Genomic DNA, 14951 nt, shown 5'->3' with positions numbered 1-14951 from the left:
GAGTGCTAAAAATCAACGGGTTGTTGATCAATATCAATGTGTTGAGGGGCTCTGAGGCGCAAATCGTGGGCAAACGACATGCTTTGCCAAGTGGCCTTGACCTTCCACTTACTGGAACCTTTATATCCCTTAGTGGCGGGTGACGCCGACTCAGAAAAGACAGATCCATGCAAACACTGACCTTTCATCTTGACGGCCTGAACTGTGCCGCATGCGTTTCGCGTGCTGAAAAGGCCTTGGCGAAGACTGAAGGGGTGCACTCTGCAGAGGTCAATCTGGCCAATGAGAGCGCACGTGTGGTGGTGATGGAAGGCGGCACTGAAGCTGTGTTGGGGGCCTTGAAGGACGCGGGATATCCAGCGCGTGTGCGGTCAGTGACCTATGATGTGGCGGGTATGAGCTGCGCAGGCTGTGTGCGCCGGGCTGAGGCGGCTCTGTCCGAAACGCCGGGCGTGGTGGCGGCCAATGTGAACTTTGCCAGTGAAACTGCGACCGTTGAATATCTCGAAGGTGAGGCCACGCCGGGTGAGATTGCGGCACGCAGCACCAAGGCGGGCTACCCAGCGCGGCTGCAGGAAGAGGGTGCCGAAGAGGTCGATCACAAGGCAGACGGGGCGGCGAAGCTCAAGCGTGATGTGCTGATCGCTGCGGCGCTGGCGTTGCCGGTGTTCGTGACCGAAATGGGCGGGCACATGGTTCCGGCGCTGCATCATTGGTTGATGGCTCAAGTGGGGATGCAGGCGCTGTATTTGATGCAGTTTGCGCTGACCTCAGCTTTGCTGATCGGACCGGGGAGGCAGTTCTACGCCAAAGGGTTTCCGGCGCTGATCAAAGGTGCGCCAGAAATGAATTCGCTGGTCGCTTTGGGCACCAGCGCGGCCTATCTTTTTTCCGTGGTCTCAACCTTTGCCCCCGGCTTGCTGCCTGCGGGCACCGCGCATGTCTATTATGAGGCGGCAGCGGTGATTGTGGTGCTGATCCTCACGGGGCGCTGGATGGAAGCGCGCGCGAAGGGGCGCACGGGGGAGGCGATCCGGCAGTTGATGGGGCTTCAGCCGCGGGTGGCGCGGGTGGAGCGGAAAGGCGCGGTGCAGGAGATTTCCATTGATGCCGTGGCCGTGGGGGACGTTTTGCATCTGCGGCCCGGCGAGCGTGTGGCTGTGGACGGGCGCGTGATTGACGGACAGTCCTTTGTGGATGAGAGCATGCTGTCAGGCGAGCCGGTCCCGGTGGCAAAGGCCGAAGGGGATGCGGTGATTGGTGGCACAATCAACGGGCAGGGCGCGCTACGTTATGAGGCCGAGAAGGTCGGGCGGGACACCATGCTGTCTCAGATCGTTGCGATGGTGCGCGAGGCGCAGGGTGCGAAGCTGCCTATTCAGGCACGGGTGGATCGCGTGACTGCGGTGTTTGTGCCAGCTGTGATGGCTGTGGCGGCGCTGACTTTTGGGATCTGGATGTTGGTGGGGCCGAGCCCGGCGCTCGGCCATGCGATTGTGGTGGCTGTGGCGGTGCTGATCATTGCCTGCCCCTGTGCCATGGGTCTGGCGACGCCGACCTCCATCATGGTGGGCACGGGCCGCGCGGCACAGCTGGGTGTGCTGTTTCGCAAAGGGGATGCGCTGCAGAGCCTTCGTGATTGCAATGTGGTGGCCTTTGACAAGACAGGCACGCTGACGATGGGCCAGCCGGAACTGACGGATGTGGCGCTGGCTGAAGGGATTGAAGAAGCGGATGTGCTGGCGCTTGTTGCGGCGGCGGAGGCCTCCTCGGAGCATCCTTTGGCGCAGGCTTTGGTGCGTGCGGCAAAGACTCGCGGGTTTGATGTGCCACGTGCCACGCGTTTTGAAGCGCAGGTTGGCATGGGGATTTCTGCTGAGGTTTCTGGACGGTCTGTGCTGGTCGGTGCGGCGCGGTACATGGCGCAGGAAGCGGTGTCCTTTGCTGCGTTTGGGGCGCAGATTGAGGATCTTGCATCAGGTGGGAAAACACCGATCTGTGTGGCGATTGACGGGCGGGCTGCGGCGGTGTTGGCGGTGTCTGATCCGATCAAACCCGGTTCGGCAGCGGCTGTCCATGCGCTGCATGACATGGGCCTGAAGGTGGCGATGATCAGCGGCGACGCGCGTGGCACGGCAGAGGCTTTGGCTGCGCAACTGGGGATCGATCATGTGGTGGCCGAAGTTCTTCCGGATGGGAAAGTGGCCGCGCTGGAAGAGCTTCGCGCGCGCTTTGGCAACGTGGCCTTTGTCGGGGATGGCATCAACGATGCGCCCGCATTGGCCAGCGCGGACGTCGGACTGGCAATCGGCACGGGCACGGATGTGGCAATGGAGGCGGCGGATGTGGTGCTGATGTCCGGCGACGTGGGTGGTGTGATCAACGCCTTTGAAGTGAGCCGTCGCGTGATCCGCAATATCGGGCAGAACCTGTTTTGGGCCTTTGGCTACAACGTTGCGTTGATCCCGGTGGCAGCAGGCATTCTGGTGCCCTTTGGCGGGCCTGCTTTGTCCCCTATGCTGGGGGCAGGGGCCATGGCGCTATCCAGTGTGTTTGTACTGTCAAACGCGCTGCGCTTGCGCCGTGTTGCGCCGGTTTTGCGGGAGGAGGGCGCATGAACATCGGAGAAGTTTCAAAACGCTCCGGGCTGCCCGCGAAGACGATCCGCTACTATGAGGACATCGGCTTTGTGACGCCCGCGCGTGGAGAGAATGGATATCGCAGCTTTTCAGAAACGGACCTGCACAAGCTTGCGTTTCTGGGCCGGGCGCGGGGGCTTGGGTTTTCCATTGAGGACTGCCGGACGCTTTTGGCGCTTTATGAAGATCAAGGGCGGGCGAGTGCCGATGTGAAGCGGGTCGCGGAGCGGAATCTGACAGAAATTGACGCGAAGATTGCCGATTTGCAGGCGATGCGGGCGACGTTGAGCCATCTGGTGGAAAGCTGTGCAGGGGACGCACGACCGGATTGCCCGATCCTGGAGGATTTGGGGCGATCTTAGATCACCCCGGAAAAAAGGCCGCCCTGTTTGGCGGCCTTTTCTATGGATAGTAGAATGGGTGCTCAAGCCAGATCTTTGTAAGACACCTCTTTGGCGTCCACACCTTCGCCGACTTTGTCGCGGCGCACGAGAAGGCGGTTCAGCGCGTGGATGTAGGCTTTGGCGGAGGCCACAACCGTGTCGGTGTTGGCCGACTGGCCGGTTGCGATCACGCCGTCTTCTTCCAGACGCACAGAGACCGTGGCCTGCGCGTCGGTGCCTTCTGTCACAGCGCTCACCTGATAGAGCTGCAGGCGGGCGGTGTTGGGGTGGATTTTGCGGATCGCTTTGAAGGTCGCATCCACCGGGCCGTCACCTTCGCAGGTTGCGGTGACGTCTGCGCCGTCCACTTCCATCTCGACGGTGGATTCTGCCGGACCACCTGTGCCGCAGACCACTTTCATGGAGACGAGCTGTAGATGATCGTTCTCGGCATCTTCGCCGCCACCGGCACGCACAAGCGCCACGATGTCGTCGTCAAACACTTCTTTCTTGCGGTCGGCCAGCTCTTTGAAGCGCACAAAGATGTCTTTGAGCTGGTTGTCGCCCACTTCAAAGCCGAGCTGCTCCAGCTTGTCGCGCAGTGCGGCGCGGCCGGAGTGTTTGCCCAGCGGCAGGGAGGTGCCGGAGAGGCCCACGTCTTCCGGGCGCATGATTTCGAAGGTCTCTTTGTTCTTCAGCATGCCATCCTGGTGGATGCCAGACTCATGCGCGAAGGCATTTTTGCCGACGATGGCTTTGTTGAACTGCACCGGGAAGCCGGAAACGGTGGCCACGCGACGAGAGATGTTCATGAGCTTGGTGGTGTCGATGCCCGTGGTCCAAGGCATGATGTCGTTGCGCACTTTCAGCGCCATCACGACCTCTTCCAGCGCGGTGTTGCCCGCGCGTTCGCCCAGACCGTTGATGGTGCATTCGATCTGACGCGCGCCACCCGCCACAGCGGCCAGCGAGTTGGCGGTCGCCATGCCAAGGTCGTTGTGGCAGTGGGTGGCAAAGATCACATCATCCGCGCCTGGCACGGTTTCGATCAGTTTCTTGATCAGATCAGCACTTTCCATCGGGGCGGTGTAGCCAACGGTATCTGGAATATTGATGGTGGTGGCACCGGCTTTGATGGCGATTTCGATCACGCGGCAGAGATAGTCCCACTCAGTGCGGGTGGCGTCCATCGGGGACCACTGGACGTTCTCACAGAGATTGCGGGCGTGGCTGACGGTTTCGTGGATCTTGTCGGCCATCTCATCCATGGTGAGGTTGGGAATGGCGCGGTGCAGAGGCGAGGTGCCGATGAAGGTGTGGATGCGGTTTTTCTCCGCATGTTTCACCGCTTCCCAGCAGCGGTCGATGTCTGCGATGTTGGCGCGTGCAAGACCGCAGATGCGGGAGTTTTTGGCGCGCTTGGCGATCTCGGAAACAGCGGCGAAATCGCCTTCAGAAGCGATCGGGAAACCGGCTTCGATGATGTCCACACCCATGTCATCCAGCATCTCGGCGATTTCGAGCTTTTCGTCATGGGTCATGGTGGCGCCGGGGCTTTGCTCACCGTCGCGCAGGGTGGTGTCAAAAATAACAACGCGGTTGTCGGACATGGGGTTGGTTCCTGTTTAGATATGCGGGGGGAAGATCGCGGTAGTCGCGCGGGCTTCGAAATTGGGAATGCCTTGCGGCGCAACAGTGCTTGGGCCCCAAGAATTTGAAAAATATGGCTGTTTTTCAAAGAAACTGGATGTTTGCATAGGGTTTCCTAGAGGCCTGTCAGTGTCGGGTTGCCGTTGGGCGGTTCAGGGCACTTCGCGTTTGGTTTGAATCTCTTGTTTGCGGCTTATTCCATAGGGGAAACGCAAAAGTCGATTCTGTTTGTACTTATAAAAACGCGAGGTGCTTTAGACATTCGGCGCGGACATCTCTCCTCTGAGCACGCGCGCCGACACGGTCACGCTCAGAGGCGGACTAGGAGTAGGTCTAGGCCACGCGCAAACGGTGCCGGAAGGCGTGCGGATGTTGCGATATGGGCCAAACGTGTCATGACGCAGAGTTATACATGCCGAAGGGTAAATGAAAAGAGCAAAAGTGGCGCGTTTTGCGAGCGAGGATGGCGCGGGACGTTGGGACGGAGCTGGCCTTACAACGCTGCGACAACACCCTTGGGGATTCTGACCAAAATGAAGCTATGGGCGGGGCTGCGCCGTATGCTCTTGAAAAGAAGGAGATTGACTGTGCGGGCCTTGGTGATTGGCGACAGCGGCGGCATTGGTGCGGCGATAGCGGATAGGTTGAGAGAGCGTGGCGCCGAGGTGGTGGGGCTTTCTCGTACGCACGACGGATTTGACATAACAGACCCTGAGCCTGTTGAGGCGTCATTGAACGCGCTCGAGGGCGAGTTTCAGCTCGTCTTTGTGGCGACGGGCGCTTTAGTGGTGACCCGGCAGGGGCCAGAGAAATCACTGCGGGAGGTGACTGCTGAAGAGATGGCCGCTCAGTTTGCGGTCAATACAATTGGGCCGGCTTTGGTGATGCGCCACGCCGCGCGGCTGTTGCCGCGCAAGGAGCGGGGCGTTTTTGCGACCTTGTCGGCGCGGGTCGGGTCAATCGGCGACAATCGCGCAGGGGGGTGGTACTCTTATCGCGCCTCCAAAGCGGCACTCAATCAGGTGATGCGGACCGGCGCGATTGAGTTGGGCCGTAGCCACAAACAGTCCATTTGTGTGGCGCTGCATCCGGGCACTGTGGAGACATCTTTTACTGCCAATTACCCTGCCCATAAGAAGCACAGCGCGGCGGTGGCTGCGCAAGCTTTGCTGGATGTGCTGGACGGTTTGTCACCCAAGGAAAGCGGGAGCTTTTATGACTATGAGGGTGCGCCTGTGCCTTGGTAGCGGAAGGGACCGTCTCCCACAAAACAGAAAAGCCGCGCTCAGGGCGCGGCTTGATTGATGTTTGATCCGGTATCTCAGCCGTCGGTCTGCGCGGCACCGTTTTCGGCGAGTGAGCCATTGTTCCAGTTGCCGCTGCGTTCCTCGCCGGAGGCATAGCGCATCGTGCCTTCGCCCTGACGTTTGCCAGCCTTGAATGTGCCTTCGTAGATGTCGCCATTTGCGTAGGTGGCCACGCCAATGCCGTTGATCTCGCCAGCTTGCCATTGGCCGGAATATTTGAAGCCGTCAGGCATGATAATTTCGCCGCTGCCTTCGCGCTGACCATTGGCGAATTGCCCGGTGTAGACGGTGCCGTCAGCGTAGGTTGCGGTGCCGGTGCCATGGCGCTGGCCGTTTTGCCATTCGCCTTCATAGCGATAGCCATCCGCATAGGTCATCACGCCACGACCGTGATTGCGCGCGCTTTTGAATTCACCTTCATAGATTAGCCCATTGGCATAGGTTGCCTTGCCCGCGCCATCGATCACGCCAGCTTTCCAAGCGCCTTCGTAGGTTGACCCGTCGGTGTAGGTGATTTTGCCCTGGCCGTCGGCAAGATCATCCTGAAACTGACCTACATAGACAGACCCATCAGGGTAGGTGACCTGACCTTGGCCTGCGATGTGGCCTTCGACCCATGCGCCGACATAGACATAGCCGTCGGTGCCGGTGAATGTGCCCTGACCATCGCGTTGATCGGCGCTGAAGTCTCCTTCGTAAGTGTCTCCATTGGCATAGGTAACAAAGCCTTTGCCTTGGCGTTTGCCACCAACGAGCTGTCCCACATAGACGTCGCCGTTGGGTTGGGTCAGAGTGCCGTCCCCTTCGATCTGGCCAGCAACCCAGTTGCCTTCATAGACCAGCCCACCGGGCATGGTGAGGCGGCCTTGGCCCGCGCGTTCGCCGCCTTTGATTTCGCCGTCGTAGATGGTGCCGTCATTATAGGTGATTTTGCCAAGGCCTTCTTTAACGCCATTGATCCAATCGCCCTCATAGCGATAGCCCGCCGGGCTGATCATCACGCCTTTGCCGTGGTGGTTGGCATTCTGGAAGCTGCCTTCGTAGCGCACACCATTCGCGTAGCTGGCCACGCCTGTACCGGTGATTTTGCCGTCGACCCATTCGCCTTCATAGGTGCCGCCGTCGGTGAAGGTGATTTTGCCAAACCCATGCGGCTTTCCCTTGGCAAAGGCCCCCTCATAAACAGAGCCGTTGGGGAAGCGGGCAATGCCCTGACCGCGGATCTCGCCGTCAGCCCATTCGCCCTTATATTCATAGCCGTTGGGCAAGCGATAACTGCCGGTGCCGTGCTGCAAACCACCCTTGAAGGTGCCTTCATACACACCGCCGTCGTCATATTGTTTTGTCAGAACCTGGCTGTCCTGTGCAAAGGCTGCTGTGCCCGCGAGCAGGATGGCTAATGTAAGTGCCTGAGTTCCGCGCATATTTTTGGCCTCGACTTTTCCCCAAATCGCTCCTCTTGGACGCGAGAAGCATTAACCTGATTTTAGGACATGGGGTTCGGCGGGGCAAACTGTTTTGCGCTTTTTCGCGCGTAAGTCCTAAGCAGAGTGAGGAGACAGGGGATAAATTGCTGTGCTTTGCGCTTTTCCTTGGCGCTGTGTCTGCTACATCTCTGGCAAGACCCGCAGAACAAGACCTGCAGCATAGGAGAACACCCATGGCCGATACATTCCGTTTGACGTTGGCGCAGGCCAATCCGGTCATGGGGGATTTGTCTGGGAATGCGGACAAAGTGCGCGCTGTTTGGCAGGAGGCCAAAGCGGCAGGCGCGGATATGGTGGCTTTCCCTGAGATGTTCATCGTCGGCTACAACGCGCAGGACTTGATCCTGAAACCTGCGCTGCAGGCGGCCGCTTTGGCAGAGATTGAGCAACTGGCCAAAGACTGTGCCGACGGGCCGGTGGTGGCCGTTGGCGGACCGCTGAAAGAGGGCGGCGCGCTTTACAACGCCTATTTCATTCTGCGGGATGGCAAGATTGCGCATATTCAGCGCAAGCACAATTTGCCGAACTACACAGTGTTTGACGAAGAGCGCCTGTTTACAAGCGGGCCGATGGGAGGGCCTTACAGTGTGAACGGCGTTCGGGTTGGCTCGCCCGTCTGTGAGGATGCGTGGTTTGAGGATGTGCCGGAGACGCTGGAGGAAACCGGTGCGGAGTTTCTCGTGGTGCCCAATGGATCGCCTTATTACCGCGACAAGTTTGATCGCCGCATGAACCATATGGTGGCGCGGGTGATCGAGACCGGATTGCCGCTGGTCTACCTCAACATGGTGGGTGGCCAGGACGATCAGGTGTTTGATGGCGGCTCCTTTGTGCTGAACCCGGGCGGGCAATTGGCGGTGCAGCTGCCGGTGTTTGACGAGGTTGTGACCCATGTGGATTTTGAGCGCGCGGCTGAGGGCTGGCGCTGCAAAGAGGGGCCGAAAGCCGTTCTTCCTGCGGGCGAGGAACAGGACTATCGCGTCTGCGTTGAGGCGCTGCGCGATTACATGGGCAAGAGCGGATTTTCCAAAGTTTTGCTGGGCTTGTCGGGCGGCATTGACAGCGCGCTGGTGGCGACAATCGCGGTGGATGCGCTGGGCGCGGAGAATGTGCGCTGTGTGATGCTGCCAAGTGAATATACGTCGCAAGGCTCACTGGATGACGCGAAAGACATCGCTGAACGGCTTGGCGTGCGCTATGACTATGTGCCCATCTCAGAGGGGAGGGATGCGATCACCAACACTTTGGCGCCGCTGTTTGAGGGGCTTGAGTCCGGGCTTGCCGAAGAAAACATTCAGAGCCGTCTGCGTGGGCTGCTCCTTATGGCAATGTCCAACAAGTTTGGGGAAATGCTGCTGACCACAGGCAATAAATCTGAGGTCGCGGTAGGCTATGCCACGATCTATGGCGATATGGCCGGTGGCTACAACCCGATCAAAGACATGTATAAAACGCGGGTGTTTGAAACGTCTCGCTGGCGCAACGAGGTGCATCGTGACTGGATGATGGGGCCGGAAGGTGAGGTGATCCCACCGGCGATCATCGATAAGCCACCCTCAGCAGAGCTGCGCCCGGATCAGAAAGACGAAGACAGCCTGCCGCCTTATGATGTGCTGGATGCGATCCTTTACATGTTGGTGGATGAGGACAAATCCGTCGCGGAGTGTGTGGCTGCTGGCTATGATCGGGAGACGGTTAAGCGGGTGGAGCAACTGGTTTACATCAGCGAATACAAACGCTTTCAGTCGGCACCCGGTGCGCGGCTCAGCAAGAAAGCGTTCTGGCTTGATCGACGCTACCCGATTGTGAACCGGTTCCGCGATCCGAGCTGATCGACCACGCAAAAGTACACAAATATAAGGGCTTAAACCATGATAGAGCGCATTCACACTGGCACCCGCATGTCAAAAATCGTGATCCACAATCAGGTTGCCTACCTGTGTGGTCAGGTTGGCGCGGGTGACACCGTGGCCGAGCAAACCCGAGATTGTCTGGCCCGCGTAGACGCGTTGCTGGAAGAAGCGGGCTCTGATCGTGAGCACATCCTGCAGGCCATTGTTTGGCTGTCAGATATGAGCGATTTTGCCGAGATGAACGAAGTCTGGGACGCTTGGGTGCCGGAAGGCCATGCCCCAGCGCGTGCCTGTGGCGAAGCCAAACTTGCGCGCGATGTGCTCAAGGTTGAGGTGATTGTCACCGCAGCTGTAAAGGGCAGCTGATCTCACACACGCTTGGTTAGGGTGTTTGTCACAATGCCCTAAGTCTTCGGCGCGCCCCAGCTAAGCGGCGCGCCGTTTTTGTTTTGGAGTGATCAGCCGCGGGCTTTGATCACTTGCAAGAGCGGCATCACGGCGGACATGTCCGGGCCGTGGCTTTGGCCGGTGAGAGCCTTGCGCAGGGGCATGAAGAGACCGCGCCCTTTGCGGCCGGTGGCCTCTTTTACGGCGGCGGTCCAGCTGCCCCAGGTGCTGTCATCAAACGGGCCTTCGGGCAGAAGCGCCATGGCCTCTTTGATGAAGTCTTGGTCTTCGTCTTCGATGGCAGGCTCCGCACCGTTGGCGAAGAGATCCCACCATGGCGCGATGTCTTTGCGGGTGGTGATGTTCTCGCGGGTCACGTTCCAGAAGCGCTCAGCCAGATCGGCAGGCACGCCAGCGGCGGCGATGTCATCGGCCATCTCCGAAAGCGGTTTGTCGTGAAGAACTTTGCCGGTGAGCGGGTAGAGGTCCTGCTCGTCAAACTTGGTGGGCGCTGCGCCGAATTTGTTGACGTCAAAGCCTTCGGCGATCTCCTCAATGGAGCCGCGCAGCTCAACCGGATCGGAGCTGCCAAGGCGGGCCATCAGGCTCAGGAGGGCCATCGGCTCCACACCGGCTTCGCGCAGATCGCGTAGGGCCAGAGTGCCGAGGCGTTTGGAAAGCGCCTCGCCCTGTGGGCCGGTCAGCAGGGAGTGGTGGGCGAAGTTTGGCACGCCGCCGCCAAGTGCTTCGATGATCTGGATCTGGGTCGCCGTGTTGGTCACGTGGTCAGAGCCGCGCACAACATCTGTGATGCCAAAGTCGATGTCATCGCAGACAGAGGCCAGCGTATAGAGGAACTGACCATCCGCACGGATCAGGACCGGATCAGAGACAGAAGCGGCGTCAATGGAGCGATCGCCCAGGATGCCATCGGTCCATTCGATGCGGGCGTGGTCGAGCTTAAAGCGCCAGTGACCATTGCCACGGTCCGCGCGCAAAGCGGCTTTCTCGTCCTCCGACAGTGCAAGAGCGGCGCGGTCATAAACCGGCGGTTTGCCCATGTTGAGCTGTTTCTTGCGCTTGAGGTCCAACTCGGTTGGCGTTTCAAAGCACTCATAGAAGCGGCCCATGTCGCGCAGTTGCTGCGCGGCGTCTTCATAGCGCTCAAGACGGGTGGATTGACGCTCCATCCGGTCCCAAGTCAGGCCGAGCCATTCCAGATCTTCCTGGATGGCATCCACATATTCCTGTTTGGACCGCTCTGGGTCGGTGTCGTCGATGCGCAGGATGAAGGTGCCGCCGGATTTGCGAGCGATCAGGTAGTTCATCAGCGCGGTGCGCAGGTTGCCAACGTGGATATAGCCGGTTGGCGAAGGGGCGAAACGGGTCGTCGTCATGGGAATCTCCTGTTGGGGCCTCCCTTCCCACATGAATGTCATTTTGTCCAGAAATCCGGCTTAGATCCGCGCAACAAGGGCGGTTGAGCCCGATTTCTTAATTTTCTCGTAAGGAAAGTGGGCTGGTTCCTGCTCCTCAAGGGACCGTGAATTGCAATCCAAACGCGTAAATCTATCGTAGCCCCAACAATATAAAAAAATAGATGTTTTTCCGCAGGAGGATTGGACCATGACCAAACAAACCAAATTGACCCGCCGCAGTATGTTGGCAGGGGCAGCCGCTGCCCCGGTTGCTGCGACTTTGCTGCCAAACCAAAGTCTGGCAAAAGCAGAGATGAAAGGTGTGGGCACCACGCGGTTTAACCGGATGAAGCTGGGCCAATTTGAAGTGACCACGCTATTGGTGGGCACACGCACAGTTGAAGGCCCGCAGAACATCTTTGGCATGAATGTGAGCGCTGAAGAGTTTGCCAAGGCCTCCGAGGCAGCCAACATCCCGACGAATGCGGCACAGTTTTTCTTCACGCCCACCATTGTGAATACTGGCGACGAGCTTGTGCTGTTTGATGCGGGCTTGAGCCCTGAGGCGATCACAGGTGCGTTGGCTGCGGCAGGCTACACGCCGGATCAGGTGGATAAGGTTGTGATCACCCATATGCATGGCGACCACATCGGCGGTGTTGCGAGCGAGGGCGGTGTGACCTTTGGCAATGCGCAGCATTTGACCGGCCGCGTAGAGTTTGACGCTTGGGCGAAAACCGATGGCAACAAAGCGTTTGAAGGCAAAATTCGCCCGAATGCAGAACGTTTTGATATGATTGAGGATGGCGCCTCGGTGGCAAGTGGCATCACAGCCGTTGGCACCTTTGGCCACACGCCCGGTCATATGGCCTATATGATCGAAAGCGATGGCAAACAGATCATGCTTTGTGCGGATTTTGCCAATCACTACGTCTGGTCGCTGGCCTATCCGGACTGGGAAGTGAAGTTTGACATGGACAAAGCCGCGGCCGCCGCGACCCGTCGCAAAGTGCTTGATATGCTGGCGGCAGATAAGGTGCCGTTTGTCGGCTATCACATGCCATGGCCTGCTGTGGGCTATGTCGAAAGCCACGATGGCGGCTATAAATATGCGCCGGCGAGCTATCAGCTGATGCTCTGAAAATCCGGATAGATAGCTTATGAGAGGCGGTCAGGCATGGCCGCCTTTTTTTTGTTTACAGAGGACTATGTGATGATCTTTGCACCGACTGCGCGGAGATGCATATCCACCAGCGCCGTTTCATCTGCACTCAGATCTTGCTTGCGCGGATAGTTTGGGGCGGCTCTGTCGTTTAGAATTGGCGCGTCCCATCCGGCGGTTGTTGCAAAGAAACGGGCGACACCGGCCTCGCCAAAATGTCTCAGATATCCCTGTATCACCACGTCGAGATAGCTGAGCCAGATCGGGTGGCGGACGTCCGGTGACAGGCCTTGATCTGCAGGGACATGGTAGACTGCGATGTCAATTTCGGCAGGTTTTGCGTGACGGATGGCTGAGGTCGCGCCCACTCTGTCGTAGGCGAATTCGCGTTTATCCAGCGCAGCCCAATCGTCGTTCGGTACATGCGCGATAATGCCTTCGATTTCGCAGGTTTCATCAGGCTCAGCGGTCAAGAATGCAATCGGGCGCAGGTTTGTATGTCGCCAGGCGCGGCGCCAGCCTTGCAGGGTTGCTTTGTGCAAGTCCTCGTAATCATGTGTTTTTTCGTTCACGAGGCTGCCGTAGCCGAAGAAGTAGGACGCGGTCATGAAATGTAGGGATCACGCAGCTTGATCCATGTCAATGCTTTCCTATGCGCATTCTGTCACACCGGCTAACGGGGAGTTAAAAGGCAAGGGTAAAGCGGGAACTTTCATATGCGCATCACCAAACGGACCAATATTGCGATGCGTGTGCTGATGTATTGCGCGGCGAACCCTGATCGTCTTGTCACCAAACATGAGATTGCCGGGGTCTGTGCGGCTTCTGAAAACCATCTCGCGCAGGTGATTCACAAGCTCGCTTTGTTGGGGGTTTTGGACACCCATCGCGGACGCAGCGGGGGCGTCAGGCTGGCGCATGACACAAAGGACATCTGTGTCGGAGATGTTTTCCGCGCCATGGAAGGGCCGGTGCCTTTGGCGGAGTGTTTTGCGGATGTGGACACCACCTGTCCCTTGGTCAGCGCCTGCCGTCTGAAGCCCATCTTGGGGGAGGCCGCGGAGGCCTTTTATGCGCGTCTTGACGAGGTCACGCTGGACACTTTGATGTGTGAAAACGCTGCCTTGCTTAATATCTTGACGCCTGAGCCGTGCCACAAAGGTCCGGCGCGCCGATAAGCCAAGTGCCCGTAGATTAATCAAAATTGATTGCGCGATAAATAACACGATAACGTGGCTTGTCTCACCGCGTTCGGTATACTACCGTGCACCCAAGGTGAATCGGGAGAACCGGATTAGTCCGGTGCCGAAGGAGCAACCGCCCCGGAAACTCTCAGGCCACAGGGACCGACACACCGACACAAAGACTCTGGAGAGTGGCGCCTATGGGCGTCCGCCGAAGGGATAACGATCTCAGGCTGAAGGACAGAGGGGGCATCGCACGTGCAGATTTGCTGCGCGGTTATGGGATGCCGGATGTGACCATCAAACATGGATGCGCCCGGAAAGAGAAGGGCAAAGCCTATGGGAGAGTCGGTCGCAGAGCTGAAGCGCACGCCGCTATATGATCTGCATATTGAGCTGGGCGCCAAGATGGTTGGGTTTGCGGGCTATGACATGCCGGTGCAATACCCGATGGGCGTGATGAAGGAACATCTGCACACCCGTGCGGCGGCGGGTCTGTTTGACGTCAGCCATATGGGGCAGGTGGTGCTGAAAGCCGAAAGCTATGACGCCGCTGCCAAGGCCTTTGAGACTTTGGTGCCAATGGATGTGCTCGGTCTGGGCGCAGGACGGCAGCGCTACGGGTTCTTCACCAACGATGCCGGTGGCATCGAAGATGATCTGATGTTTGCCAATCGGGGTGATCATCTGTTCGTCGTGGTCAATGCGGCTTGTAAGGAAGCGGACATTGCGCGGATGATCGGGGCTTTGACGCCGGAAGTTTCGGTGACGGAGATCACGGATCGCGCATTGGTAGCGCTACAGGGGCCAGCGGCTGAGGCCGCTTTGGCGCGGCTGAACCCGGCTGTGGCCGATATGGCGTTTATGGACTTTGCGGATGTAGAGCTTGATGGCGTGGCCTGTTGGGTCAGCCGGTCGGGCTACACCGGTGAAGACGGCTATGAGATCTCCATTCCTGCCGACGCGGCAGAGGGCCTGTGCCGCAAACTTCTGGCGATGGAAGAGGTAGAGCCGATTGGACTTGGCGCACGTGACAGTCTGCGCCTTGAGGGCGGTTTGTGTCTTTATGGCAATGACATTGATGTCGCGACTTCCCCGATTGAAGCGGCACTGACCTGGGCGATCCAGAAAGTGCGCCGTGCGGATGGCGAACGGGCAGGTGGCTTCCCCGGCGCTGATCGGATCTATGGAGATCTGGCCGAGGGTGTGGCGCGCAAGCGCGTAGGACTTGCGCCACAGGGGCGTGCTCCCATGCGTGCTGGCACACAGCTTTTTGCCGAAGCAGAGGGCGGCGACCCGATAGGCGAGGTCACCTCTGGCGGTTTTGGTCCAACCCTGAATGGCCCTGTGGCCATGGGTTATGTCGGCAGCGCGCAGGCGTCGCCGGGCAGAGAAATCTTTGGCGAAGTGCGCGGCAAGCGCATGCCGGTGACAGTGGCAAAGATGCCGTTGGTGCCCGCCAATTTCAAACGTTGAGCAAC

General features: G+C 58.7%; 12 protein-coding genes and 1 riboswitch. Of the genes, 8 read left to right on the top strand and 4 right to left on the bottom strand.

All coding sequences use genetic code 11. The features are described from left to right. Nucleotides 1–167 precede the first annotated feature (167 nt). Together ACO07T_RS16440 and cueR are read left to right on the top strand one after the other, a co-directional pair. Nucleotides 168–2618: a heavy metal translocating P-type ATPase gene (locus ACO07T_RS16440; RefSeq protein ID WP_422050281.1), complete on the top strand. Its 2451-nt coding sequence runs from the start codon at nt 168–170 to the stop codon at nt 2616–2618. Continuing rightward, on the top strand, nt 2615–3001 hold the full coding sequence (gene cueR, locus ACO07T_RS16435; RefSeq protein WP_422050280.1) for a Cu(I)-responsive transcriptional regulator: 387 nt from the start codon (nt 2615–2617) through the stop codon (nt 2999–3001). The genes ACO07T_RS16440 and cueR overlap by 4 nt, the downstream gene beginning before the upstream one ends. Nucleotides 3002–3063: 62 nt before the next feature. Here cueR and ACO07T_RS16430 read toward each other — a convergent pair whose 3' ends face one another. After that, complete coding sequence (locus ACO07T_RS16430) at nt 3064–4632, bottom strand: 2-isopropylmalate synthase (protein ID WP_422050279.1); 1569 nt, start codon at nt 4630–4632, stop codon at nt 3064–3066. A gap of 600 nt (nt 4633–5232) precedes the next feature. On the opposite strand from ACO07T_RS16430, the gene ACO07T_RS16425 reads away from it, so the two are divergent. After that, nucleotides 5233–5919 carry an SDR family oxidoreductase gene (locus tag ACO07T_RS16425; RefSeq protein ID WP_422050519.1) on the top strand — a complete coding sequence of 229 codons (687 nt, stop codon included), beginning with the start codon at nt 5233–5235 and terminating at the stop codon, nt 5917–5919. Between the two features lie 74 nt (nt 5920–5993). Here ACO07T_RS16425 and ACO07T_RS16420 read toward each other — a convergent pair whose 3' ends face one another. After that, the gene (locus tag ACO07T_RS16420; protein WP_422050278.1) at nt 5994–7403 is read right to left on the bottom strand and encodes an MORN repeat-containing protein; all 1410 of its coding nucleotides are present in this window, start codon (nt 7401–7403) and stop codon (nt 5994–5996) included. A gap of 236 nt (nt 7404–7639) precedes the next feature. Here ACO07T_RS16420 and ACO07T_RS16415 point away from each other — a divergent pair, with 236 nt between their 5' ends. After that, nucleotides 7640–9298: an NAD+ synthase gene (locus ACO07T_RS16415; protein ID WP_422050277.1), complete on the top strand. Its 1659-nt coding sequence runs from the start codon at nt 7640–7642 to the stop codon at nt 9296–9298. Nucleotides 9299–9337: 39 nt separating this feature from the next. Beyond that, a complete protein-coding gene (locus ACO07T_RS16410) occupies nt 9338–9685 on the top strand; it encodes a RidA family protein (protein WP_209079234.1) in 348 nt (115 codons plus the stop codon). Nucleotides 9686–9777: 92 nt separating this feature from the next. Here the strand turns inward: ACO07T_RS16410 and gltX are convergent, their stop codons facing one another. Next, nucleotides 9778–11103: a glutamate--tRNA ligase gene (gene gltX, locus ACO07T_RS16405; RefSeq protein WP_209079233.1), complete on the bottom strand. Its 1326-nt coding sequence runs from the start codon at nt 11101–11103 to the stop codon at nt 9778–9780. Between the two features lie 229 nt (nt 11104–11332). Here gltX and ACO07T_RS16400 point away from each other — a divergent pair, with 229 nt between their 5' ends. Then, nucleotides 11333–12265, top strand: a complete 933-nt coding sequence (locus ACO07T_RS16400) for an MBL fold metallo-hydrolase (RefSeq protein WP_422050276.1) — start codon at nt 11333–11335, stop codon at nt 12263–12265. A gap of 65 nt (nt 12266–12330) precedes the next feature. On the opposite strand, the gene ACO07T_RS16395 is transcribed toward ACO07T_RS16400, so the two are convergent. Beyond that, nucleotides 12331–12894, bottom strand: a complete 564-nt coding sequence (locus ACO07T_RS16395) for a gamma-glutamylcyclotransferase family protein (protein ID WP_422050275.1) — start codon at nt 12892–12894, stop codon at nt 12331–12333. A 108-nt stretch (nt 12895–13002) separates the two neighbouring features. Between ACO07T_RS16395 and ACO07T_RS16390 the strand changes: the two genes are divergently transcribed. Further along, on the top strand, nt 13003–13464 hold the full coding sequence (locus ACO07T_RS16390) for an RrF2 family transcriptional regulator (RefSeq protein ID WP_209079230.1): 462 nt from the start codon (nt 13003–13005) through the stop codon (nt 13462–13464). A gap of 93 nt (nt 13465–13557) precedes the next feature. Further along, nucleotides 13558–13645: riboswitch (glycine riboswitch) on the top strand. Between the two features lie 164 nt (nt 13646–13809). Next, entirely contained in the window at nt 13810–14946 is a 1137-nt protein-coding gene (gene gcvT, locus ACO07T_RS16385; protein ID WP_422050274.1) for a glycine cleavage system aminomethyltransferase GcvT, read from the top strand. Nucleotides 14947–14951: the final 5 nt, after the last annotated feature.

It is taken from the genome of Shimia sp. (assembly GCF_965227725.1).
Classification (GTDB): Bacteria; Pseudomonadota; Alphaproteobacteria; order Rhodobacterales; family Rhodobacteraceae; genus Shimia.
Note: the sequence above shows the minus strand (reverse complement) of the source record. Positions and strands in the feature narration are given on the sequence as shown.